Source organism: Streptomyces sp. NPDC048566, from assembly GCF_043199735.1.
Taxonomy (GTDB): domain Bacteria; phylum Actinomycetota; class Actinomycetes; order Streptomycetales; family Streptomycetaceae; genus Streptomyces.
The window spans coordinates 30,652-52,455 of sequence record NZ_JBICWL010000014.1 but is presented as its reverse complement, the minus strand read 5'-3'; the positions used below and the strand labels follow the sequence as shown (position 1 = coordinate 52,455).

The 21,804-nt window shown below is 72.3% G+C and carries 25 protein-coding genes; 6 read left to right on the top strand and 19 right to left on the bottom strand.

All coding sequences use genetic code 11. From position 1 onward, the window contains the following. Positions 1 to 90 precede the first annotated feature (90 nt). Entirely contained in the window at positions 91 to 1,959 is a 1,869-nt protein-coding gene (gene lepA, locus ACGFS9_RS21340) for a translation elongation factor 4 (RefSeq protein WP_393255211.1), read from the bottom strand. A gap of 531 nt (positions 1,960 to 2,490) precedes the next feature. On the opposite strand from lepA, the gene rpsT reads away from it, so the two are divergent. After that, the gene (rpsT, locus tag ACGFS9_RS21335) at positions 2,491 to 2,757 is read left to right on the top strand and encodes a 30S ribosomal protein S20 (RefSeq protein WP_393255210.1); all 267 of its coding nucleotides are present in this window, start codon (positions 2,491 to 2,493) and stop codon (positions 2,755 to 2,757) included. A gap of 505 nt (positions 2,758 to 3,262) precedes the next feature. Here rpsT and holA read toward each other — a convergent pair. The 4 genes from holA to ACGFS9_RS21315 all read right to left on the bottom strand — a co-directional run bounded on the left by holA (position 3,263) and on the right by ACGFS9_RS21315 (position 9,382). After that, entirely contained in the window at positions 3,263 to 4,249 is a 987-nt protein-coding gene (holA, locus tag ACGFS9_RS21330) for a DNA polymerase III subunit delta (RefSeq protein WP_393255209.1), read from the bottom strand. Between the two features lie 656 nt (positions 4,250 to 4,905). Beyond that, a complete protein-coding gene (locus tag ACGFS9_RS21325) occupies positions 4,906 to 5,151 on the bottom strand; it encodes a hypothetical protein (protein WP_393255208.1) in 246 nt (81 codons plus the stop codon). Between the two features lie 681 nt (positions 5,152 to 5,832). After that, a complete protein-coding gene (locus tag ACGFS9_RS21320; RefSeq protein ID WP_393255207.1) occupies positions 5,833 to 6,663 on the bottom strand; it encodes an arylamine N-acetyltransferase in 831 nt (276 codons plus the stop codon). A gap of 4 nt (positions 6,664 to 6,667) precedes the next feature. Further along, a complete protein-coding gene (locus tag ACGFS9_RS21315; protein ID WP_393255368.1) occupies positions 6,668 to 9,382 on the bottom strand; it encodes a ComEC/Rec2 family competence protein in 2,715 nt (904 codons plus the stop codon). 306 nt (positions 9,383 to 9,688) lie between these two features. Here ACGFS9_RS21315 and ACGFS9_RS21310 point away from each other — a divergent pair, with 306 nt between their 5' ends. The 4 genes from ACGFS9_RS21310 to ACGFS9_RS21295 are packed head-to-tail and all read left to right on the top strand — an operon-like array spanning position 9,689 to position 11,421. Then, positions 9,689 to 10,063 (top strand): DUF6907 domain-containing protein, encoded by a 375-nt coding sequence (locus ACGFS9_RS21310; protein WP_393255206.1) that lies wholly within the window; start codon positions 9,689 to 9,691, stop codon positions 10,061 to 10,063. Next, positions 10,060 to 10,761: a hypothetical protein gene (locus tag ACGFS9_RS21305; RefSeq protein WP_393255205.1), complete on the top strand. Its 702-nt coding sequence runs from the start codon at positions 10,060 to 10,062 to the stop codon at positions 10,759 to 10,761. The genes ACGFS9_RS21310 and ACGFS9_RS21305 overlap by 4 nt, the downstream gene beginning before the upstream one ends. Further along, the gene (locus tag ACGFS9_RS21300; protein WP_393255204.1) at positions 10,758 to 10,904 is read left to right on the top strand and encodes a hypothetical protein; all 147 of its coding nucleotides are present in this window, start codon (positions 10,758 to 10,760) and stop codon (positions 10,902 to 10,904) included. The genes ACGFS9_RS21305 and ACGFS9_RS21300 overlap by 4 nt, the downstream gene beginning before the upstream one ends. A gap of 10 nt (positions 10,905 to 10,914) precedes the next feature. Beyond that, positions 10,915 to 11,421, top strand: coding sequence for a hypothetical protein (locus ACGFS9_RS21295; RefSeq protein ID WP_393255203.1), 507 nt, complete (start codon positions 10,915 to 10,917; stop codon positions 11,419 to 11,421). A 667-nt stretch (positions 11,422 to 12,088) separates the two neighbouring features. Here the strand turns inward: ACGFS9_RS21295 and ACGFS9_RS21290 are convergent. Beyond that, complete coding sequence (locus ACGFS9_RS21290) at positions 12,089 to 12,286, bottom strand: hypothetical protein (protein WP_393255201.1); 198 nt, start codon at positions 12,284 to 12,286, stop codon at positions 12,089 to 12,091. Positions 12,287 to 12,441: 155 nt separating this feature from the next. Here ACGFS9_RS21290 and ACGFS9_RS21285 point away from each other — a divergent pair, with 155 nt between their 5' ends. Continuing rightward, on the top strand, positions 12,442 to 12,672 hold the full coding sequence (locus ACGFS9_RS21285) for a GntR family transcriptional regulator (protein ID WP_393255199.1): 231 nt from the start codon (positions 12,442 to 12,444) through the stop codon (positions 12,670 to 12,672). Between the two features lie 312 nt (positions 12,673 to 12,984). Here ACGFS9_RS21285 and ACGFS9_RS21280 read toward each other — a convergent pair whose 3' ends face one another. The 13 genes from ACGFS9_RS21280 to ACGFS9_RS21220 all read right to left on the bottom strand — a co-directional run bounded on the left by ACGFS9_RS21280 (position 12,985) and on the right by ACGFS9_RS21220 (position 21,584). Next, positions 12,985 to 13,356: a hypothetical protein gene (locus ACGFS9_RS21280; RefSeq protein ID WP_393255198.1), complete on the bottom strand. Its 372-nt coding sequence runs from the start codon at positions 13,354 to 13,356 to the stop codon at positions 12,985 to 12,987. 4 nt (positions 13,357 to 13,360) lie between these two features. After that, positions 13,361 to 15,892 carry a phage tail tape measure protein gene (locus tag ACGFS9_RS21275; RefSeq protein ID WP_393255196.1) on the bottom strand — a complete coding sequence of 844 codons (2,532 nt, stop codon included), beginning with the start codon at positions 15,890 to 15,892 and terminating at the stop codon, positions 13,361 to 13,363. Positions 15,893 to 15,903: 11 nt separating this feature from the next. Beyond that, on the bottom strand, positions 15,904 to 16,536 hold the full coding sequence (locus ACGFS9_RS21270; RefSeq protein ID WP_393255195.1) for a hypothetical protein: 633 nt from the start codon (positions 16,534 to 16,536) through the stop codon (positions 15,904 to 15,906). Further along, positions 16,533 to 16,712 (bottom strand): hypothetical protein, encoded by a 180-nt coding sequence (locus ACGFS9_RS21265; protein ID WP_393255373.1) that lies wholly within the window; start codon positions 16,710 to 16,712, stop codon positions 16,533 to 16,535. Before ACGFS9_RS21265 ends, ACGFS9_RS21270 begins: the two co-directional genes overlap by 4 nt. Continuing rightward, positions 16,675 to 16,866 carry a helix-turn-helix domain-containing protein gene (locus ACGFS9_RS21260; RefSeq protein ID WP_393255366.1) on the bottom strand — a complete coding sequence of 64 codons (192 nt, stop codon included), beginning with the start codon at positions 16,864 to 16,866 and terminating at the stop codon, positions 16,675 to 16,677. The genes ACGFS9_RS21265 and ACGFS9_RS21260 overlap by 38 nt, the downstream gene beginning before the upstream one ends. Positions 16,867 to 17,111: 245 nt before the next feature. Further along, positions 17,112 to 17,390 carry a hypothetical protein gene (locus tag ACGFS9_RS21255; RefSeq protein WP_393255193.1) on the bottom strand — a complete coding sequence of 93 codons (279 nt, stop codon included), beginning with the start codon at positions 17,388 to 17,390 and terminating at the stop codon, positions 17,112 to 17,114. Beyond that, on the bottom strand, positions 17,387 to 17,839 hold the full coding sequence (locus ACGFS9_RS21250) for a hypothetical protein (RefSeq protein ID WP_393255192.1): 453 nt from the start codon (positions 17,837 to 17,839) through the stop codon (positions 17,387 to 17,389). Before ACGFS9_RS21250 ends, ACGFS9_RS21255 begins: the two co-directional genes overlap by 4 nt. A gap of 300 nt (positions 17,840 to 18,139) precedes the next feature. Continuing rightward, complete coding sequence (locus tag ACGFS9_RS21245; protein ID WP_393255191.1) at positions 18,140 to 18,385, bottom strand: hypothetical protein; 246 nt, start codon at positions 18,383 to 18,385, stop codon at positions 18,140 to 18,142. A 127-nt stretch (positions 18,386 to 18,512) separates the two neighbouring features. After that, positions 18,513 to 20,054, bottom strand: a complete 1,542-nt coding sequence (locus ACGFS9_RS21240) for a phage/plasmid primase, P4 family (RefSeq protein WP_393255190.1) — start codon at positions 20,052 to 20,054, stop codon at positions 18,513 to 18,515. Further along, on the bottom strand, positions 20,051 to 20,476 hold the full coding sequence (locus ACGFS9_RS21235; RefSeq protein WP_393255189.1) for a hypothetical protein: 426 nt from the start codon (positions 20,474 to 20,476) through the stop codon (positions 20,051 to 20,053). Before ACGFS9_RS21235 ends, ACGFS9_RS21240 begins: the two co-directional genes overlap by 4 nt. Further along, positions 20,476 to 21,117, bottom strand: a complete 642-nt coding sequence (locus tag ACGFS9_RS21230; RefSeq protein WP_393255187.1) for a hypothetical protein — start codon at positions 21,115 to 21,117, stop codon at positions 20,476 to 20,478. The genes ACGFS9_RS21235 and ACGFS9_RS21230 overlap by 1 nt, the downstream gene beginning before the upstream one ends. 48 nt (positions 21,118 to 21,165) lie before the next feature. Beyond that, positions 21,166 to 21,348, bottom strand: a complete 183-nt coding sequence (locus ACGFS9_RS21225) for a hypothetical protein (protein WP_393255186.1) — start codon at positions 21,346 to 21,348, stop codon at positions 21,166 to 21,168. Further along, positions 21,345 to 21,584 carry a helix-turn-helix domain-containing protein gene (locus tag ACGFS9_RS21220; protein WP_393255185.1) on the bottom strand — a complete coding sequence of 80 codons (240 nt, stop codon included), beginning with the start codon at positions 21,582 to 21,584 and terminating at the stop codon, positions 21,345 to 21,347. Before ACGFS9_RS21220 ends, ACGFS9_RS21225 begins: the two co-directional genes overlap by 4 nt. Positions 21,585 to 21,804 lie beyond the last annotated feature (220 nt).

Below are 21,804 nucleotides of genomic sequence, written 5' to 3'. Positions count from 1 at the left end.
CCGCCACTTCCACCAGGACACCTTCCGCAGACAAGCACAGGGCCCGCCGCACCGAAGCGCGACGGGCCCTGGAATCCGGCATCCCGGTGACTACTTCTTGCCCTTGCCGGAGCCGCCGCCGTCGTCACTGGACAGCACGGCGATGAACGCCTCTTGCGGAACCTCCACGGAGCCCACCATCTTCATCCGCTTCTTGCCCTCCTTCTGCTTCTCCAGCAGCTTCCGCTTGCGGGAGATGTCACCGCCGTAGCACTTGGCGAGGACGTCCTTGCGGATGGCGCGGATGGTCTCGCGGGCGATGACCCGGGAGCCGATGGCCGCCTGGATGGGCACCTCGAAGGCCTGCCGCGGGATCAGTTCGCGCAGCTTGGCGACCAGCCGGACACCGTAGGCGTACGCCTGGTCCTTGTGGGTGATCGCCGAGAAGGCGTCCACCTTGTCGCCGTGCAGCAGGATGTCGACCTTGACCAGGCTGGAGGTCTGCTCGCCCGTGGGCTCGTAGTCCAGCGAGGCGTATCCGCGCGTCTTGGACTTCAGCTGGTCGAAGAAGTCGAAGACGATCTCGGCGAGCGGCAGCGTGTAGCGGATCTCGACCCGGTCCTCGGAGAGGTAGTCCATGCCGAGCAGGGTGCCGCGCCGGGTCTGGCACAGCTCCATGATGGAACCGATGAACTCCGAGGGCGCGAGGATCGTCGCGCGCACCACGGGCTCGTAGACCTTGTCGATCTTGCCTTCGGGGAACTCGCTCGGGTTGGTGACCGTGTGCTCGCTGCGGTCCTCCATCTCGACGCGGTAGACCACGTTCGGGGCGGTGGCGATCAGGTCGAGCCCGAACTCGCGCTCCAGCCGCTCGCGGATGACGTCGAGGTGCAGCAGGCCGAGGAAGCCGACCCGGAAGCCGAAGCCCAGGGCCGCGGAGGTCTCCGGCTCGTAGACCAGCGCCGCGTCGTTGAGCTGGAGCTTGTCCAGGGCGTCGCGCAGCTCGGGATAGTCCGATCCGTCCAGCGGATACAGGCCCGAGAACACCATCGGCTTGGGGTCCTTGTAGCCGCCGAGCGGCTCGGTGGCGCCCTTGCTCAGGGTGGTGATGGTGTCGCCGACCTTGGACTGGCGGACGTCCTTCACACCGGTGATGAGGTAGCCGACCTCGCCCACGCCGAGCCCGTCGGCCGGCAGCATCTCCGGGGAGTTGGTGCCGATCTCCAGCAGTTCGTGCGTGGCGCCCGTCGACATCATCCGGATGCGCTCGCGCTTGTTGAGCTGCCCGTCGACGACACGGACGTACGTCACGACGCCGCGGTACGAGTCGTACACCGAGTCGAAGATCATCGCGCGGGCCGGGGCGTCCTGGACGCCCACCGGCCCCGGGATCTCGGCGACGACCTTGTCGAGCAGCGCCTCGACACCGAGGCCGGTCTTGGCGGAGACCTTGAGCACGTCCTCGGGGTCGCAGCCGATGAGGTTCGCGAGCTCCTCGGAGAACTTCTCCGGCTGGGCGGCCGGCAGGTCGATCTTGTTCAGCACCGGGATGATCTTGAGGTCGTTCTCCATCGCCAGGTAGAGGTTGGCGAGGGTCTGGGCCTCGATGCCCTGGGCCGCGTCGACGAGCAGGACCGTGCCCTCGCACGCGGCCAGGGACCGCGACACCTCGTAGGTGAAGTCGACGTGCCCGGGGGTGTCGATCATGTTGAGGATGTGGGTGCGGCCCGGATCCTCGGACGGGGCCCAGGGCAGCCGGACCGCCTGGGACTTGATCGTGATGCCGCGCTCGCGCTCGATGTCCATGCGGTCGAGGTACTGAGCGCGCATCTGCCGCTGCTCGACCACCCCGGTCAGCTGGAGCATGCGGTCGGCGAGCGTGGACTTGCCGTGGTCGATGTGCGCGATGATGCAGAAATTGCGGATCAGAGCCGGGTCGGTACGGCTCGGCTCGGGCACATTCTTAGGGGTCGCGGGCACGCAGGGTCCTGTCTCTTGAGGCGCCTGTCGCCTCGGGTCGGATCGATACGTAGGCTCCATCGTCCCACGCGCGGGGAACTGCGACCGGTTTGGGCCGTGTCAGCGGGGATCGCCCCGCGCGTCCCAGGCGGCGGAGCAGGGGCCGGCCTGCGGTTCCCGGGCGACGGAACGGGAGCCGCCCCGCGCGTCCCAGGCGGCGGAGCAGGGGCCGGCCTGCGGTTCCCGGGCGGCGGAACGGGGATCACTGCACGGTTTGCGGGCGGCGACGCGAGAGCTCCCGGCCACGCACCTTCCCGGCGGCGGACAGGAGCGTGCGGACGGCACCTCGGCCGGTTCCCCGTGGAGGCGCCGGCCGACGCGGGGCGGGCCGGTCGCGCCGGGGGCGGCCACGACCGGTTTGGGCCGGTCGCGGGGCGGCTGCTAGCCTGGGTGGCCGTGTCTCGTGCCCTCTCAGCAGGAGACGCACCCAAGAAAATCAAACGGCGGGTGAGACGTGCTGTCTTGCCTGCCAGAACCTGTAGAGGCTCATTCGTGGCGAACATCAAGTCCCAGATCAAGCGGATCAAGACCAACGAGAAGGCGCGGCTGCGCAACAAGGCCGTCAAGTCCTCTCTGAAGACCGCGATCCGCAAGGCCCGCGAGGCGTCGGCCGCGGGTGACGTCGAGAAGGCCACCGAGTACACGCGCGCCGCGTCGCGCCAGCTCGACAAGGCCGTCTCGAAGGGCGTCATCCACAAGAACCAGGCCGCCAACAAGAAGTCGGCGCTTGCTTCGAAGGTCGCCGCGATCAAGGGCTGAGTCGGCTGAGCCCCCTCGGGCTCACCCTCTGAACTGCTTGACGTGACCGTCGGCCGGACCCGAGCGGGCCCTCTCTCTCCGCTCCCGACCGACACCCCCGGATCCGCGCACGATCTGCGTTCGCCACGCGGGCGTGGGTCCACCCGGCTCGAACCGAAGGCCCCGCTCGCCCCCTCTCACGGGGATCGAGCGGGGCCTTCGCTCTGCACGCGGACCCCCGGCGTCGCCTCACTCCCTCGCCGTCGCCTCGCTCCCTCACCGGAGCGGTCCGAAGCCTTCGGCACCGCGGCCGCGGTGCACCGCGGCCGTACCGCGGGCAGCGCTCCCCTACGTCGTACCTGCGCACCCCCGCCGTCGCACGTCGCACCCCAGAGCACCAACCGCCCTCCGGCCCACCCGCGCACACAGGCCACCGCACGCCGTGATGCGCGCAACGCAATCGCATCGCCTTGACCCGGGACGGAGCGCCGACGGTCGCCGAGCCTCCTCGGCGAGGTGCCGGAACTCAGCCTCGGCGGGAGCGGGCCGCCCGCGCGATGGTCACGACCGCCTTCTCCAGCGCGTACTCGGGGTCGTCGCCACCGCCCTTGACCCCGGCGTCCGCCTCCGCGACCGCCCGCAGGGCGACGGAGACCCCGTCCGGTGTCCACCCACGCATCTGCTGGCGCACCCGGTCGATCTTCCAGGGCGGCATCCCCAGCTCACGGGCGAGGTCGGCGGGCCGGCCGCCCCGCGCCGAGGACAGCTTGCCGATCGCCCGCACCCCCTGCGCGAGGGCGCTGGTGATCAGCACGGGCGCCACACCGGTCGACAGCGACCAGCGCAGCGCCTCCAGCGCCTCCGCCGCCCGGCCCTCGACGGCCCGGTCGGCCACGGTGAAGCTGGACGCCTCAGCCCGCCCGGTGTAATAGCGCCCGACGACCGCTTCGTCGATCGTGCCCTCGACGTCCGCGGTCAGCTGCGCCACCGCCGACGCCAGCTCCCGCAGGTCGCTCCCGATGGCGTCCACCAGCGCCTGGCACGCCTCGGGGGCGGCCGATCGGCCGAGCGCCCGGAACTCGCCGCGCACGAACGCCAGCCGGTCCGCCGGCTTCGTCATCTTGGGGCAGGCGACCTCCCGCGCCCCAGCCTTGCGCGCCGCGTCCAGCAGGCCCTTGCCCTTGGCGCCACCCGCGTGCAGCAGCACCAGGGTGATCTCCTCGACGGGCGCCCCGAGATACGCCTTGACGTCCTTGATCGTGTCCGCCGACAGGTCCTGCGCGTTGCGCACCACCACGACCTTGCGTTCGGCGAACAGCGAGGGACTCGTCAGTTCCGCGAGCGTGCCGGGCTGCAACTGGTCCGGCGCGAGGTCCCGGACGTCCGTGTCGGGGTCGGCGGCGCGGGCGGCGGCCACCACCTCCTGCACGGCGCGGTCGAGCAGGAGGTCCTCCTGGCCCACGGCGAGTGTGAGGGGGGCGAGGGGGTCGTCTTGTGCGGTCTTCGTGGCCATCCCCCGAAGCATCCCACGCGCCGCCGACAACCGGCGCCGCGCTCCCGGCGCAGACGCCGACCTCGGTCCCAGCGCCGGCCGAGATCCCGGTCCCGGCCGCAGTCCCGGCCCCGGCCGCACCGCCTTCCCCCGCCCTCCGGACACCGGCGGGCGGTCCCTGCCCCTGCCACGGCAGCCGGCCCCGGTGCCCGAGAGGAGCCCTGGTGCTCGGGAACCTCCGTGCCCGACAGCCTCCGTGCCTGGGAGGAGCACCAGTGCCCGGGAGGAGGCCCGGTGCCCGCCGACCTCCGTGCCCGGGAGGAGCCCCGGTGCCCACCGACCTACGTGCCCGGCAACCTCCGTGCCTGCCCGGCAGCCTCCGTGCCCGGACGAGTGCGTCCTCGGCAACCTCCTGTCCCGGGAGACTCCGTCCCCGGCATTCTCCGTGCCCGGGAGGAGCCCGGTGCCCGGCCGCATCCGTGCCCAGGTGACTCCGTGCCGGTAACCCGCTCTGCGGAGCCTCCGATCCTCGGGACCCCGGAACTCGGAGGCTCAGCCGCCCGGCAGCGCGTGCTCGGCCCCGTGCATCCAAGGCGTCGGCACGCGGGGCCGCCTCGGCACGCGGTCCGCTAGCCGGGGCACGGAAGCGGCACCCGGTCGCCGGCCCCCGACGGAGGTCACGGCTCCTCGCGCCAGCCCTCCCACTCCGCGGCGAACGCGTCCAGCTCCTTCGGGTCGAGCCGCTCGTCGGCGTCCGTCAGGACGACCAGCCACTGCGCGTCCTCGGCATCGTCCTCGCCGGCCAGCGCGTCCCGGACGAGCTGCGGCTCCTCGTGCAGCCCGAACCTGTCCCCGACGGCCTCCGCCGCCTCCTCGGCGGCATCACGGTCGGGCAGCACCAGCACATGTCTCACGTCGCTCACCCGGACATTTTCCGCCACGCCCACCGCCGCCGGTCCCCGGGGGCGGCAGTGGAGGCCCCGCCCCGACAGCCGCGACTCGCGGCGTCACGGCCGGGCCGAGGCCGACGCGGTTCTCGGGCATCCCGGCGAGCGGGCCCGAAGAACGGCGTGGACGCCGAACCGCAGGACCCGGCACGGTTCCGGAGGCCGGCACGCAGCCGCAGCCGACGCAGCCCACCTGCGCGGCCCGGCCCACCTGCGCGACCCGGCCCACCTGGATGGGGCGGGCCAGGGACGCGGGCGACCGCGCGGATCGGCGCACACCCACCACCCCGAACCGCGCTCGGCGCGACGCGGCGCACACCGCGGACCCCGCTCGCCGCCGGGAAGCGGCACGCGGCCCGGCCCCGGATCGCCGCCGAAGGGCGGCAGGTACCGGCAGTGGCCCAGCTGGCGACGGGCGCGAGGCCGGGACGCGGCCCGAGCGCGCCGATCGGCACAAACCCCCACCCGACACCGCCCCGCACACCCGGGACCCCCTTTCCGCCCCGAGAAGCGGCACGCGTCCCGGGCCGGCCCCGCGGCGGCCACCCGCACTCGCTCCTCCCCGCCCCGCCCCCCGTCAGCCCGACGGGTGCGCGGCCGGGACGCGGCGCGGGTCCGGGTGGGGCGGGCTCGGTGGGGCGGGGTGCGCGGGGACCGTCATCCCGTCCTGCCCAGCTCCGGGACCCGGTCCAGCTCGATGCCGAACCGCTCCCGGTAGACGTCCAGCACCTCCGCGTCCGTGGCGACCTCGACCACCTCCTTCGTCCCGTCGGCGGCCGTCGCCGTGAACGTACGACCGCTGAGGGTGATCCGTCCGCCGTCCTTCGTGACCCGCGAGCAGACGAGGGAACGGGAGAAGTGCGACAGCGGTGACGTGCTGTGCCACCAGGACCCGGCGACGAAGTCCCCGAGGACCCGCGGCCGGGTCTCCAGCCGATAGCGGCGGCGGCCGTCCAGGACGACGTCCAGGTCCTCGCTCTCCCGGCCGCCGCCCGCGTCCCGCACCCCCGCCGCGTCCGGCCCGGATTCCACGACCCGGAACACCCCGCCCGGGTCGCGCTGTTCGCCCCGGTCGCCGAAGGCCAGCGGCCAGTGGCTGTGGGCCCCGAACCCCACGTCGGTGATCCAGTCGCCTCCGTCCACCGTCCTGACCCGCAGGGCGAGATGGTCGAAGGGAATCCCGAGCCCGCCGTCCTCCCCGTACACCCGTGCCGCGAGCAGCGTCACGTCGAAGCCGAGTGAACCCAGCAACGCCCCGAACGCGCCGTTCAGTTCGTAGCAGAAGCCCCCTCTGCGGGCGCCCACCAGTTTGTCGACCAGCCTCTCCTCGTCCAGCACGATCTCCTCGCCGAGGTGGATCGACAGGTTCTCGAACGGCACCGTCCTCAGGTGGCGCGACTGGAGATCGCGCAGCACGTCGGACGTGGGCCACGCGGGGTGCTCGGCCCCGATGCGGTGGAGGTAGGCGTCGGCCTGTGCGGAGTTCATGACCTCAGTGTCCCGTCACCCGCAGGGCGGCGCCCGCACCGGCGACGGCGAGCGACCCGTCCTCGTCGGTCCTCAGCACCTGCGCGCCCCCTGCTCTCAGCGCCGCCAGCGTGCTCGGCGCCGGATGGCCGTAGACGTTGTTCCTGCCGCACGAGATGAGCGCGAGCCGCGGCGCCACCAGCCGTATGAGGCCGGGGTCCTGGTAGGCGGACCCGTGATGGGCGACCTTGAGGACGTCCACGCGGGCCGCCTCCGCCGCCGCCGGCGTCCTCGCCAGCGCCTGCTGCGCGGGCGGTTCGAGATCCCCGAGCAGCAGCAGTCGCAGTCCCGACGACCTCACGAGCAGGGCGACGCTCGCGTCGTTCGGGTCGTCCGGCGCCGGTGCGGGGGCGGGCGGCGGCCACAGCACCCGCCAGTCGAGCGGCCCGGTGCGCCGGTACTCGCCCGCCTGCGCCCGGACGACGGGGATGTGCCGCGCGGCCGCCTCCGCGCGCACGAACGCGGCCTGGTCCGCCGGTTCCTCGAACCCCGTCGTCTCGATCGCCCCGACCGAGCGCCCGGCGAGCACGCCCGGCAGACCCGCCACGTGGTCGGCGTGGAAGTGCGTCAGCAGCAGGAGCGGAATCCTGGTGATGCCGAGGGCGCCGAGACAGCGGTCGACCCGCACGGGGTCCGGGCCGGCGTCCACGACCACCGCGGTGCCGTCCCCCGCGGCCAGCACCGTCGCGTCGCCCTGGCCCACGTCGCACATCGCGAACCGCCAGCCCGGCGGCGGCCATCCGGTGATCACCCGCGTCAACGGCGGTGGCTGCACCACGGCCAGCAGGAACAGCACCGCGCACACGCCGCTCAGCCAGGGGCGCCGCAGCAGCGCGCGCCCCACGCGTACGGCGACCAGGATGAGGACGGCCAGCAGTGCCGCCCCCGCCCAGCTTCCGGGCCAGTCCACTCCCCCGCCGGGCAGGGACGCCCCGGTGCGGGCGATGTCGGCGATCCATCCGGCGGGCAGGCCGGCGCACCAGGCGCACGTCTGCGCCACCGGCATCGCCACCGCGGCCGTCGCCAGCGTGGCGAAGCCGAGCACCGTGGCCGGGGCCACCGCGATCTCGGCGAGCAGATTGCAGGGCACCGCCACGAGGCTCACCCGGGCCGACAGCACGGCGACCACGGGTGCGCACAGGGCCTGGGCCGCAGCGGCGGCGGCGAGCGCCTCGGCCGCCCGGGCGGGCACCCGGCGCCGGCGCAGTGCGGCGCTCCAGCGCGGGGCGAGCGTCAGCAGGGCGCCGGTCGCGAGCACCGACAGCAGGAACCCGTAACTCCTGCACAGCCACGGGTCGTACAGCACGAGCAGCAGTACGGCGGTGGCCAGCGCCGGGACGAGCGACCTGCGGCGCCCGGTCGCGATGGCGAGCAACGCCACCGACCCGCAGGCCGCCGCCCGCAGCACGCTCGGGTCCGGCCGGCACACGACCACGAACGCGAGGGTGAGCGCGCCGCCGAGGAGGGCGGTCGCCCGCAGCGGGACGCCCAACCGGGGCGCCAGGCCCCGGCGTTCCGTCCGCTGGGCGATTCCCGCGGGTCCGATGAACAGGGCCAGCAGGATCGTGAAGTTGCCGCCGCTGACGGCGAGGAGGTGGGTGAGGTCGGTGGCCCGGAACGCCTCGTCCAACTCCGGTGTGACCCGTGTGGTGTCGCCGACCACCAGGCCGGGGAGGAGGGCGCGCGCGTCCGCGCCCAGGCCGTCGGTCGCTGCGCGCAGTCCCGCGCGAAGCCGTCCGGCGAGGCGCTGCGGACCGGACGGCGCCGCCACCACCCGCGGCGGCGCGCTCCCCCGCACCCGCAGCACCGCCGCGATGTCGCCCCCGCCCGACAGGGCCGGCACGACCCGTGCGGCCACCCGTACCCGGGTCGACGGCAGCAGCGACGACCAGGGCGAGGGCTCCCCGGCGCGAGGCACGGGCCCGCGCCGGGAGCGGACGTCGACGATCACCAGGACCGGCGTCCGGGTGGCCGACACCGTGCCGTCGCCCTCCTCGATCCGGGTGACCCGCGCGTCGAAGAGCAGGGCCGTGGGCGTCATGCGGTCCCCGGTCACACGGGGGCGGGTGAAGCGCGGATCGGAGGTGACCTCCACGTCAGCCGTCACGTGGGCGGACCGCCGGGCGAGTTCGGGGACCGGACCACGCCGCAGGTCCGCGCCGTGCAGCCCGGCGGAGGCCGCGGCCGCGGCGGCGCAGAGCAGTACGGCCGCCGCCGTCACCCGCACCCGGCCAGACCCCCGCCCCTCTGCCACCCGCACCCGGCCGCGCCTCCGCCCCTCCGGCGGCCCGCCCGGCCTCCGGCCCGGGTCCGGGGGCGGCTCCCCGGGCGAGCGCCCGTGCGGCACCCTTCCCGGCCCGGGCGGCTGCGGAGGCGGCTCCTCGTCCGGCCGCGGAGGCAGGCCCGCGCCTGCCTCCCGAGGCAGTCTGCCGTCTTCCCTCGGAGGCACCCGATGCCTCTTCTCCCGGGCGGGCGCGGCGGTCCGCCCGGCGGCGCCCAGCAGCACGGCTCCGGCCGCCAGGCACGTCACTGCCCATCCGACGGCCCACATGGCCGGCGCCCCCACCAGCAGCGCGGAGGTCGCCCAGACCGCGAGGGCGGGCGGCACGAGCCGGAGGTCGACCGGTCCCTCCACTCGAGGATGTGCTGCGCCCAGCCGCTTCCCGGAGCCGGCGTGCACGGGCGCTCGGCCCCGGGCGGCGGGCCGCTCCGTCCGTCCGGCCCGGGTGTCGTCGGGCCGGTCCCGTGCCCCGAGTCGTCCGCGGGCGCTCGCCCCGGTGCGGCTCGGGACGCCTCGGCTCTGCCCGCCGCCGTCCCCCTCGCCGGGATCGCTCATGGCCGCACCAGGTCGCGAAGGTCGGAGAAGCGGCGGTCGCCTACAGGTACACAGCTACCTAGCAAAACAGCAAAGAAGCGGCCCCCGGCGGTGTTGGAGCACCGACCGAGGGCCTGACCGACCTACCTGACCAACCAGGAGACCGGGTCCATGGATCATCCCATGCCGTCCGCGCCGCGGACCATCACCCTGCCCACCGTCGACCACGGAACCGTGGTCCTCCCCGAACCCACCTGGTGCGCCGGCCACACCGACCACCACCCCGACACCAACCGCGCCGACATCCTCCACACCGGGCCCGACACCCCCCTCACCTTCCACGGGCGGACCCTCTCCACCGCCTGCCTCACCCAAGCCCCCCACGCCAGCCGCGACCGGGACGTCCGCATCTCCGTGAGCATGTACGGCGCCGAGCTCGACCCGACCGGGGTGTACGAACTGGCCGCGGCCCTGGACGCGTACGCGGACCGGCTCCGCGATCTCGCCGACCAGTTGGCCGCGCTCCTCGCCGGGGGTGCCCGGTGAAGCGCGACCCGCTCCTGTGGGCCGCGCTCGCCGCGGTCCTCACCGTCCTCGCCTCCGCCGAGTACCAACTCGCCGTCGCCTGCGGCTTCGGCCAATACGTCGCCGCCGGGGTGCCGGCCGCGCTGGACGTGTACGCGCTCGCCGCGCTCCGCGCCCGCCGCGACGTGTTCGCCGTGGTCCTCACCCTGATCGGGGTGAACGCGGCCTCCCACCTTGTGGAGGTCGGTCTCCTGCCCGTGTCCGTGGGCCTGGTCGTCGCGGTCTCGGCGGTCGCCCCGCTGGTTCTGTGGCGCGTCCACCGGCTCTCCGAGGGGAAGCCGGTGACGCCCGAGGTGACCACCGAGGTGACCACCGAGGTGACCACCGAGGTGACCGTGACCCGCGCCGGCCAGGAACCGCGCCCCGCACTCCCCGAGCCGCCCCGGGTGGTCATCCCGACCGCCGTCCCCGGCCCCTGGAAGGCCGGCGAGCCCCCGGCCCCCGTGACCACCGCGCTGCCCGCTGTGGCGGCCCGCCAGGTGGTCACCCTGCCGGTCGTCCGCACACCGTCTGAGCTGCGCAGAGAAGCCCGCAGGCTGCACCGGGAGGCGGTCAGGTCGACGAGCCGGCCGGTGACCGTCAAGACGCTGCAAGACGAACTCGGGCTCAGCCGCCGGGACGCCACCGAGTTGCGGCGTGAAGTGGTCGAGCGGCCGTGATCCTCGCCGGATTCTTCGCCGTCGCAGCGCTCCTCGGTCTGGCCGGCCTCGCCCTGGTCGACCCCCGCACCGTGCCCCCGGTCTCCGGCACCTGCGCCCTCATCCTCACCCTCGCCGCGCTCGCCGTGGCCATCCTCCGCTGAGGACACCACCTTGAACTACGTCACCACCGGCGGGGTCACCGTCGGACTCTGCATCCTCGCCCGCTTCCTCATCACCTGGTGGCCCGGCCGCAAAGCCCTCCTGAAAGACCCCGCCCGCCGCGCCGCCGAGGTGGGCCCCTTCCTCATCGCCTGGGCCTACGGGTGCCTCGCCGTCCTCGGCGTCGGCGGACTGATCGGCTGGGCCGCGGACACCGCGCTGTGGATCTCGAACTGGCTCGGCGACGTCGCCCTCGTGTGGGGCGTCGGCGGCCGGTCCGGGCAACACGGTGCCGGCGCCGCCTACCAGCCGCTCACACAGACCGGGGGCGCCCTCGTCCTCGTCCTCACCGCGGTCCTGCTCGCCGCGGTCAAGAAGTCCCGCTTCGGGCACGACATCAAAACGGGCGCCTGGTGCGGGGTGTGCCTCGGCACGTCCGCCGGGGTGGCCGGGTTCGCGGCGGCCCCGCTCGCCGAGGGCGTCAACTGGCTCGGCGATGTCCTCTACGGGGCGTTCTGATGGGCCGCCGGAAGCAGGCCGAGGACGAGCCGGTCGAGCCGTCCCAGTCGGCCGGCGCGTGCGTCCTGGTCGTCCTCGCCGGGGTGGTTGTGGCGGTCGTGTTCCGCCTGTCGGTGGCGGTCGGTGTCCTGGCGCTGTGGGTGGTCGGGGCGGTCTCCCTGTGGCGGGCCGCCCGCCGACGGATGTCCGATTCGTCCGCCACTCCCCCACCGAGAGGGGTTGCCCCCGAATCCGGTGAAGCTGCACGTCGCAGGCTTGCGAAGGCGAGAGGGGCTCTCGACCCGAACGGGGTTATGTGCATCTACCACCCGCCTCGGGAGGAGGTGAGCGAGGCATGATCCACAGGCTTGCCCGAGCCCTCTACACCTACGACTACTGCCGCGTCTGCGGCTGGTGGGTGAAGGACTGCGGCCACCCCCAAGGCTGACCACACGACGGAGCGGCCCCCCACGAACACTCGCGGGGGGCCGCTCCCATACCCGGACCGGCCGCTACGCCTGGGAAGCGCGGCCCGCCCGGGAACCATGACACCGGCAGTCACAGCGCACGACCATCAACGGCGCCTCCCACGCGGGCGCTCCCGGCCGCCGGACGGGCCCCGGGCCGTCACACAGCCCGTGCTCGCCGAGGCTGCACTCGGGTGTCTCCTCGGCCTTCCTGGCCGTCTTCACGGGCGGTCGCTGTACGCGGTGAGGCCGCGCTGCTCGCGGCACGGGGCGCACGCGTACAGGCCGGCGCCGGGCCCGGATGCCTGCTCGATGATCTGGATGAGCCGCGCGGTCTGTGAGTGCCCGCGGTGCCAGTGGCACCAGCCGTAGCCGGTGGCCTCTCCCGTGGGGGTGCGTGCGTCGGTACGCTCTGCCATGTCGACTCCACCCAGTCGTCCGTTCCCCGGGGCCGTTCGCGCGGTCGCCGGGGCTTTCTGTGGTCACGGTAGGCAGCCTGTACACCCCTGTCCATGCCTAGGCATGGCTATGTATCTCTATGCCCTGTTACGTCCGAATATCTACAGTCGGACGGGTGACCGACTACGACCCGACCCGGCCCAAGTGGGAGCAGATCGCCGAGGTACTCCGCGCCCGCATCACCTCGGGCGAGCTTCCGCCCCGCACTCTCGTGTCCGAGGTGCAGCTGGAGGCCGAGTTCGGCGTCGCCCGCGGGACCGTGCGGAAGGCGACGGCCGCGCTCCGCGAGGAGGGGCTCATCACCACCACGGCGGGCATGGGCAGCTTCGTGGCCGGGCGCCCGTAGAGGGACTGGCCGGCGAGGGTGCCGCCACCGTGCGCGCAGTGGGCAGTGGGCCAGTCGTAGGGATATCCCCACAACTGGAGTGCCGCCCACGCACACGCGGTGGGCAGGCGCGTTATCAATTCTGATAACGCGAGTGTCCCGTGCCACCCGCGTGCGCGCGGTGGGCAGCGACCTCGCGGAGGTGCGCAACATTACGCACCTGTGCCGCCCACGCGCCCGCGGCCGGTCGCGTCGTCGGCAACCGTGTCGATATCGACACGACTGAGGGGGCGCCGCACCGGCACCCCCTCGAACCTCAACCATGGTCGAGATCTACGCCCGGCGCTCAATCTCTACGCCCAGCCGCTCCCCCAACTCGAACAGATGCGCCGGACTCCCCACACACCCATCCTCATGCCGCAGGAACACCGACCCCGCCCCCGTCACCCGCAAGTCACCCGCACACCCCGGGCACTCCAGCGCCAGGATCGCGGCACGGTGAACCGTGACCGCGGCCCGCAACTCCTCCGGGGCATCCGCCGGCACCTTCGGCGCCACCATCACGGCCGGGCCCCGCTGCCACACCTCACAGCCGCCCGGCACGTCGCGCTCCCAGACGGGCTCGGCGGCCCGCACAGCGGCCAGGAGACGCACGTCCCGCTCCCGCTGCACCCGGCGCCGCTCCTTCGCCTTCCTGCCGTTCACCCGATCACCTCCTGCCGGAGAGGACGACCTGCACGTCCCCGCCACCGATACCGACCTGCTTGCGGATGAGCCCGATGATCTGCTCGCCGAACGCGTCGCCCGCGCGGAGCGTCGTCGTCCCCGGCACCGAGGCGGTACCTGAGCCGGCAGATGTTCCCGCGGTTGCGGCGGCCGGCCCGGGTGCTGCCATCAGGCTGCCCATGGCGCTGCCCAGCGCGGGCGTCCCGTTCAGGGCGCCGACCATGTCCGGCAGCTGCCGGGTCAGCCCCAGCAACTGCCGTCGTAGTGCGGGGACCTGCGCGGCGATCCCGTCCTGGAAACCGGCGATGATCAGGCGTCCGGCCGGGGTGAGGAGCCGCGCGTCCTTCGCTGGCGGGCCCTTCTCCTTGGGGATCATCGCCGTCAGCTTGTGCAGCGCGGACCGCACGCTGCCGAACTTCGACACAATGCCGCGGATCAGTCCGGCGATCAGGTTGCGGCCCGCTGCAACGAGGATGCTCCCCAGGCCGCTGAAGATCGAGCGAATGCGCCCCGGGATCGACCTCACGAACGCGATCATTTCGAGGGCCTTCACCACGGTCGCCGTCTTGATCGCCGACCAGTGCTTGATGATCAACCCGAGGAGTGTCCAGTTCAGGAACGCCGTGTAGAGCCGGCCCGGGATCGCCTTCACCCAGGCGACGATGCTGTTCCACCACGACACAGCCGTCGACTTGATCGACGACCAGTGGGAGATGAGCAGGCCGATCAGGGTGAAGTTCATGAAAGCGGCGACCAGCATGTCCTTCGCCCACACGATCTTGGCGACGATCCAGTCCCACACCGCGATCGTCGCCGCCTTGATCTGGTCCCAGTACACGACGATCAACGCGACCAACGCGGCGACCGCGAGGATCGCCCAGCCGATCGGGCCCATCGCGACGAGCCACTGCGCGGCCATGGTGGCTGCCCAAGCGACTGCTCGCGCAGCCATGAGCCCGAACTGGATGATGGTGGTCGCTGCGACCCGGACGACGGCCAGGAGCCAGGTGGCGGTCATCCGGGCTGCGGACGCGGCCCACACTGCTGCGGTGCGCGCGGCGGACACGGTGGCTGCGGCGGCGATGCGGATGCCGCTCATTACGGCTGCTGCGGCCATGCGTGTCCACGCGGCGATGTAGCTGAGGGCGGCGCGGGCCATGGATGCGCCGATGCGGACTCCGGCGAGGACGATGCGGCCGACGGCCATGGCGAGGCGGATGAGGAAGCGTCCGACGGCGGCGGCCATGCGGCCGAACCAGCGGATGAACTTCGCGGCGCCGCGTCCGAACTTGGCGATCGCGGCGAACGCGCTGCCGAACATGCTGATCATCTTCCCGACGATGATCAGGAGCGGGCCGACGGCCGCAGCCACAGCACCGACAATCACACCGACGCGGAGCATCGCCGGGTTCGTCTTCCCCAGCGACTGCGTCAGCCCGGTCAACTTCTCCGCGAACTTCGTCGCGAACTCCAGTAGGCCACTGTCACCGATCGCGATCATCAGTCCTTCGAACGCGGACTGAAGCCCCTTCAGCGACCCGTTCAACCCCTCCATCCGGGTATCGGCCATCTCCTTGGCCGCACCCTTGGAGTTCTTCAGCTCGTCCGTGAACTTCTGCAAGCCCTTCGAGCCCTGCCCCATCAGCGCTTGCAGCTTGGGCCCGGCCTCCAGACCGAAGATCCCCATCACGTCGCTGATGTCGGCGCCCTTGTCGACCAGGTCCTGAAGGATGTCGGTGAGCGGACGGACCTTCCCGTTCGCGCCCATCGCGGCCACACCGAATGCCTTCAGCTTCTTCCCGCCCGCAGAGCTGGACGAGGCGAGCGTGGCGAGCATGTTGTTCAGCCCGGTGCCGGCGGAACTGCCTTGGATGCCCGCGTTGCCGAGGAAGCCGATTGCGGCGGCGGTCTGCTCGAACGACCACCCCGCAGCCTTCGCCGTCGGCGCGACGTACTTGAACGACTCGCCGAGCATGGACAGGTCGACGTTCGCGGACCGCATGGTCTGCGCGAGGACATCCGCGACACGGGCACTCTCGGTGGCCTTGACGCCGAACCCGGACATGATGTTGGAGGCGATGTCGGCGGTCGATGCCAGGTCGGTGTTGCCGGCCGCGGCCAGGTTCAAGACGTCGGGCAGCGAGGACATGATGTCCTTCGTCTTGAACCCGGCCATCCCGAGGAACTCCATCGCGTTCGCTGCCTCGGTGGCGGAGAACTGCGTGGTCGCGCCGAGTTGCTTGGCCTGCTCGCGCATCTTGGTGAAGTCGTCGCCGGTCGCTCCGGTGACGGCGCGTACGCCGTTCATGCCCGACTCGAAGTCGCCGGCCATCTTCAACGCTGTGGCGCCGACGCCGATCAGCGGCAGGGACACGTTCTTGGTGAGCTTCTGGCCGGTGGTGTCCATGGCGCCGCCGACCTGTTGGATGGTGTTGCGTGCGCCTTGGACGCGGGAGTTGAACTGGGCGTCGTCGAGTCGCAGCACCATCGACAGTTCCCCGAGGGTCAGCGCCATACCGGGCCGCCTCAGAATCCGCCGGTCGCGGCGGCCGGCGGACGGGCCATGCCGGCCCGACCGATCGCCTTCCCGACGGACTCGCCACCGGGGACCGGGAGACGCTCCGGGTGCTCTGCCGCGGCACGCTGCACCAGGTAGCGGACGAGCGGTCCGGGCAGGGAGTCCGCGACCGCGTGCCGCACCCCGCGCACTGCGACGTAGGGACGCGCCCCCCAGGTGGCGTCGGCCAGGTCCAGGCGGGCGTCTCCGTCGTAGGGCTTGAGGGCGCGGTGGGCGGCCTTGATGGCGGTGTTGCGGGTCTCGCACGCGTCGATCAGTTCGGCGAGCGCACGGGCGGCCGTCTCGTACTTCCGTGCCACGTCGGTGAGGGGGTGGCCGGCGAGTTGTGCGGCGGCCTGGTCGATCGCGTCGGTGCGCTGCCGGTCGGCCTCAGCCTCGCGGAGGGCGGTCGCCCGCTTCTCGGCCTGCTTGCGCTGGAGGCCGGCCCACCACCGGGACTTGCGGGCCTGCTCGATGTCGTCGGGGCTGACGCTGGTGTCGCCGTCGATGACCTTGGACTCAAGCTCGGCGAGTTGCGCGTCCGCCTGCTCGACCTCCTGGTCGGCGGCGGCGAGGATCTGCTCGGGCGTCTCGGTGCTCATGCGGCGTCGCCTCCGAGTTGCTCGTCGTCGGCGTCCGGGGCGACCGCGCCGGGGGTGTGCTGCGCGGTGAAGACGTGCCTCTGCCGGTCGACCGCTGGTGCTGCGGCCCGATCCTGCTCCCGGAGTCTGGCGAAGCGCTCAGCGCGCGTCTCGCGGTGTTGGTCCTGGCTTCCCATCCGGGGCCTCCGTGCGTCCGTAGCGGAGCGCATCGAGGTCCCTGGGGCGGACGGCCCACACGCCACCGACGCGCTGGGCCGGGAGGCGGCCGGTGCGGGCGAGCCGCCGCGCGTACTGGGGTGTGCACCCGAGGACGGCGGCGGCTTTCCTCATGCCCAACATTTCCTCTGACCCGGTGTCCACTGTGGTGGGTGCGGCGGCCGGGGTTTCGGGGGCGAAACTGCGGTGGCCGTGGGCGGCGTTGTGCAGCTCTCGGAGGATGCGTGCGGCCTCGGGGGTCGGTCGCCCGCCGTCGGCGCGGTAGGCGACGGCGAGGCCGGCGGCGAGGATGCGTTCGAGGGCGCGGGCCGCGGTGCGGGGGACGGTGAAGACGACGACGTCCTCGGGGCCGGGGTCGGTCACTGGTCCGGCCGTTCCCGCTGGGCGATCCGGTCGGCGAGGAGCCCGCGTGCGGCGTCGGCTACCCGGCCGCGGGCTGTGGTGTGGTCGATGCCGGCGTGTCCGGCGACGGCGCCGGTTGCGAGTGCGCCGAGCCCGCATACGACGGTGATCAAGTCGGGCCACGGGAGGGCGACGAGGAGTTCGTCAACGTCGGCGTCGCGGCCCTCTGCGGTCGCGGCGAGGATGGCCCATACGCGGTCGCCGAGTTGGTCGGTGGTCAGGTGCTCCTCGGTCACGGCTGGCCGTCCTGCGGGCTGGCTTCGGCTGCGTCCCACTTCCCCACCAGAGCCTCGTGAAGGGCGCCGAGCAGGCTCTTGGCCTCTGCCGTGTCGTCGGGGGGGCCGTCCACGCCGACGATGCGGACGTGCGCTGAGGCGAGCGCGTCGATGGCTTTCGCGGCGAAGAACACGTCCTTCGCGTCCGTCGCGGCGTGCAGCTGCTCGCGGGCCTGGTCGATGTCCTCCAGCAGATGCCCGCCGAGGAGTACGCGCTTGGCCTTGGCGTCGATGACGCGGGCCTCGGTCGCCTGCGCGGTGGCGGTGCGGTCGAAGGTGACGCCGGCCTCGGCGGCGATGCGGGTGACGGTGGTCGGGGGGATGCCGGTCAGTCGGGCGACCTCGTTCCGGCCGTGTCCGGCGCGCGCGAGGTCGACCACTTGGGTACGGGGGTCGGGGGTGTTGGTCATGGTGCTCCGTTCTGGGGTGGGCTCGCGCGCGTGTGGTGCGGACCGGGCCAAGCCGCGGGGCGACGGTCAGGGCTGGCAGGTGACCCATTTCCTAGGGCGAGTGGGTCACCTGGTCGTCTACTGATTCATGGCGCCTGGGAAATGAATCAGTAGGCGGGCTCGTGGGTGGGCCGGTAGACCACGTGGCGAGGCCGGCGCGGCGGGCTGCGGTGAGGCTTTCGCGGCGCTCCTTGGCGGCCTGGATCTTGACGCGGGCTGCGGCGATGCGGGCTTGTACCTGCTGTTCGACGTGGGATTCGGTCATGGGGTCCTCTTGCGGTCGGTGGGTCGGTTGTTGGCGTTGCGGAACCAGCAGGCGAGTAGTGCGGCCTGTTCCCAGCCGAGGCGCTTGTAGATGGCCTCGGCGTCGTCGCGGTAGGGGCCGGGGTTGGGTTGGCCGTAGACGTAGCCGCGGACGGCTGTGGCGAGGAGGGCGGCTCGGTCCCAGCCGTATTTGTCGACCAGGGCGGTGGCGAGTGCCTGGTAGAGGTGGGGGTCCTCGCACATGTCGTCTCCAGTGATCTTGGTTCGAGGGGTGGCGAGTGGTGGGTTGTGGTGGGTTCTCCGTAACTCGCTACGCGTACGCGCCTGTAGAGAAACCGGGAAACCCACCACAACCCACCACTCATGCAGGTCAGAAGGGCGTCTCGTCCTCGTCGTCACCGTGACTGGTGAGGATCAGGCCGAGCCAGACGGCGCCGACGCTGCGCTGCTTCTTCTCGAAGTTGCGGGCCTTCATGGACGTCGCGAACGAGACCTCGGTGCCGATCACGTCGTCCTTCAATCCGCTCGCGTGGCACCAGGTAGACCAGGCCGTGAACAACTCCCGGGCCCGTACGGAGCCGTGAGGGCTGGCCATGGTCCTCTCGGCGAGGAACCGGCCCAACGCGTCCGAGTCGGCCTGATACGCCTCGGTACGGGCACGCACGGCGGCCGGCGGATTCAGCCCTTGGTCCTGGTAGCTGAGCCAGCCGTCGTACAGCCAGGCGAGGACGGCATCCGAGGCGCCCCTGAGCCTCTCGGGCAACTCCGGGTCCCGCTCCTCCGGAGGAATCACTACGTCGAACGGCACGACCAAGATCCGGCGCCACACCGCGGGATCATCCCCGGAGACCTCGGGAAGATGGTTCGTGAGCATGATCAAGGTGTGGGACGGGTCGAACGTGATCGGGTTCCGGTGCATCAGGTTCGCCTCGATGGGGTCTCCACCGACCAGCCGTTTCATCGTGGCCTCAGCGAACTTCCGGCCCTTCTCTGTCTCGGAGCAGAACGCCAGCCGGGCGCCGCGGAGCCGCATCTTGAACGCGCCGTGCCGCTCGTGCTTGGCCTGCATGAGCATCGCCGGATCGATCTCGATGGCGTAGTCACCGAAGGCGGACATGACCGCGTCGCGGATGGTGCCCTTCCCGTTCGCTCCGGTCCCGGTGAAGATCGGCATGACGTGCTCGGTGACCTTTCCCAGCAGGGCGTATCCGAAGAGGCGTTGCACGAACGCGCGCACGTCCTCGTCGGGCAAGATCCGCTTGAGGAAGTCCTCCCACTCGTCGTACGCGCCGCCCCCGACCTTCCCGCCCGCGACCTTGGTGATCAGGTGGGCTCGGTCGTTGTCGAGGACCGCTCCGTTGCGGAGATCGAGCGTGCCGGCCGGGGTGTTGAACAGATACGGGTCCGCGTCCAGCCGCTTCGACGCGGTGGAGACCGGAGGGAGCGCGGACGCGATACGCAGCATGCCTTCGAGGCCGGCTGCCGACTCCGACTTCCTCGCGTCCTGGTACAGGTTGTCCCGCTCGATGCCGGCGAGGGTGGCGAGGCTGGCGAGCGCGGCCTTGACGGTGGCCACGGCCGCCTGAATGTCTGCTCGTTCCTCGTCGGCGAGCCAGCGGGCTCCGTCCCACTTGTGCCAGCCGATTCCGTGGACGAAACGGAGATCGTCGGTGTGCTCTGCGACGAACCGTTCTGCCATGCGGAGTTGACCGCGGTGCTCGGTGGTCGGCTCCGGCCGCCGCTTCCTGCGGGTCTTGGACACGTTCGGGTCCCCGGCCCACAGGTCCATGTCCGGGGCCACGAAATCGTGGCCGAGCTGACCCTCGCGGTGGGTCGCCTCGGTCATGTCGCACAGCCGGCCGTCGCCGGTCGGATGTGCGCAGAACAGTGTCGCGTCGAACGAGGTTGTCACGCTCTGATCTCCTGGCCAGGGGTGGTGACCTGCGGCCACCTTGGATTCGGTACGAGGGCGGCCCGCTCGCGCTCCCACATCTCCGCGGCCCTACGCCGTACGTCGTCCATCGCGGCGTCGTTCTCGGCGAGGGTCCTGCGGGAGGTGATCGGGGGCCGGGTGTGGTGGGCCTCGCGGAACCAGCGGATGAGCCCTTCCTCGTCCCCGTACTTCCGCCACTTCTCGGCTGCGTCGATGGTGGCGGCGAAGCGGGTCGGGTCGTCGGGGTGCAGCGCGAGCCATGCGGGCGAGCCGTACGGAGGGAAGGTGCGAGCGAGGTAGGTAGCGCGGGCGCTGGCCCACAGCGCCGCGATGTCGGTGGGGTCAACGGCCAGCACCCCCAGCGCCGGAGCGCTGGAGGCGGGCGCCGTGCGGGTGGCCATCAGCCGCGGGCCTCGGCGAGCAGGCCGGCGGCCAGTGCGAGCCGCGCCTCGCCGATGGCCTTGATCCGGCGGTCCTCGGCCTCACGGTCGGCTGCCGCGATCTCGGGGTCCCCCTCGAAGTCGCCGGCCGCGACGGTCTCCGCGTGGTCGAGGAGCGCCTCGAACTGGTCGAGGAAGCCGCGGGCCTCGGCGAGCCGGGCGCGGGCCTGGTCGACGGTCAGTTGCGCGGTGTGTCGGTTGTTGTGCAGCCAGAGCCGCGTGTGGCGGCCGTGCGCCTGCGACCGGAAGTCGGTGACGACGATCTCGGCGGCGAGCCAGGGGATGTCCTCGGTCGGGCCGTCGGTGATCTCGCGGGTGTCGGTCTCGATCGGGGTGGTGCGCCAGGCGCCGAGGCCGTAGTCGTGGACGAGGGTGACGTGCGGGGTGGCGAGGAGTGCCTCGGTGCGCTCGCGGGCCCGGTCGGCGGTGAGGAACGCGGCGACCTCGGGGTGTTCCCGGGCGATGTAGCGGTCGGCGCTGGCGTAGGCGGCCTGCTTGTCGTCCTCGGCGGCCCGGACGAGGTAGGTCTCGTGCCCGTTCGTGCCGAGGGCGGAGACCGGCGGGATGGCGGTCTTGGACGTGGTGGCCGTAATCTGGGCCATGAGAACTCCTTCTGCGCCGGCCGGGTTGCCCCCCGGCCGTTCGCGTTTTCAGCTGGCTTGCTGGTGGGTGGTCTCGACTGACGGCGTCACGGTTGCCCCCGTGGCGCCGTCCTCGTTTCGGCGGTTGCGCCGCTGCGTGAGCCCGAGCAGGGCAACCAGGCGGCGGCACTGCGCGTCGGTCAGCGGGCGGTCCCGGTAGATGTCGGCGAGGGTGCGCTGAGGCCGGCTCACGCCAGTTCCCGCATGGTCTGCACGGCTTCGGCGTACTGACCGAGCAGGGCACCGCGAGGGGTCCGGCGACCGGACTCCCACAGGGCGACCGCCTGAGCCGTGACGCCCACGGCGGAGGCGACCTGCGCTTGCGTCAGGCCCGCGGCTTCACGAATCGCCTTCCGCTCGGGAGGCTCCGGAAGCTCCGGGCGCACGTTTCGGAGGGAGCGGATTCTCTCCGCAACCGTTGAGGTCATGTCGGTAGCTTGCACGCCTACCGACATGCATGTCAAGCATGCCTGCTAGCTGCGTTGTTGACTTGCTGCATGGGCACTGCGACCATCGGGGCGTGACGAATAGCGAGGAGCGCAAGAAGGGGCAGGTCGTACGGCTCGGACCGGCATACGACTCCACTCCGCAGCTGGCCACGCGCGTGCAGCCAACCGACGATCCGGACGTCTACGGCTTCACCACCGA

What these genes read in the sequence shown, in the direction of transcription:
- ACGFS9_RS21275 (WP_393255196.1), bottom strand. Translation starts at nt 15,892, where the DNA reads ATGGCGCTGACCCTCGGGGAACTGTCGATGGTGCTGCGACTCGACGAC.
- ACGFS9_RS21250 (WP_393255192.1), bottom strand. Translation starts at nt 17,839, where the DNA reads ATGACCAACACCCCCGACCCCCGTACCCAAGTGGTCGACCTCGCGCGC.
- ACGFS9_RS21265 (WP_393255373.1), bottom strand. Translation starts at nt 16,712, where the DNA reads ATGGGAAGCCAGGACCAACACCGCGAGACGCGCGCTGAGCGCTTCGCC.
- ACGFS9_RS21290 (WP_393255201.1), bottom strand. Translation starts at nt 12,286, where the DNA reads ATGGCAGAGCGTACCGACGCACGCACCCCCACGGGAGAGGCCACCGGC.
- holA (WP_393255209.1), bottom strand. Translation starts at nt 4,249, where the DNA reads ATGGCCACGAAGACCGCACAAGACGACCCCCTCGCCCCCCTCACACTC.
- ACGFS9_RS21220 (WP_393255185.1), bottom strand. Translation starts at nt 21,584, where the DNA reads ATGACCTCAACGGTTGCGGAGAGAATCCGCTCCCTCCGAAACGTGCGC.
- ACGFS9_RS21310 (WP_393255206.1), top strand. Translation starts at nt 9,689, where the DNA reads ATGGATCATCCCATGCCGTCCGCGCCGCGGACCATCACCCTGCCCACC.
- ACGFS9_RS21260 (WP_393255366.1), bottom strand. Translation starts at nt 16,866, where the DNA reads ATGAGGAAAGCCGCCGCCGTCCTCGGGTGCACACCCCAGTACGCGCGG.
- ACGFS9_RS21320 (WP_393255207.1), bottom strand. Translation starts at nt 6,663, where the DNA reads ATGAACTCCGCACAGGCCGACGCCTACCTCCACCGCATCGGGGCCGAG.
- ACGFS9_RS21235 (WP_393255189.1), bottom strand. Translation starts at nt 20,476, where the DNA reads ATGGCCACCCGCACGGCGCCCGCCTCCAGCGCTCCGGCGCTGGGGGTG.
- ACGFS9_RS21270 (WP_393255195.1), bottom strand. Translation starts at nt 16,536, where the DNA reads ATGAGCACCGAGACGCCCGAGCAGATCCTCGCCGCCGCCGACCAGGAG.
- ACGFS9_RS21230 (WP_393255187.1), bottom strand. Translation starts at nt 21,117, where the DNA reads ATGGCCCAGATTACGGCCACCACGTCCAAGACCGCCATCCCGCCGGTC.
- ACGFS9_RS21245 (WP_393255191.1), bottom strand. Translation starts at nt 18,385, where the DNA reads ATGTGCGAGGACCCCCACCTCTACCAGGCACTCGCCACCGCCCTGGTC.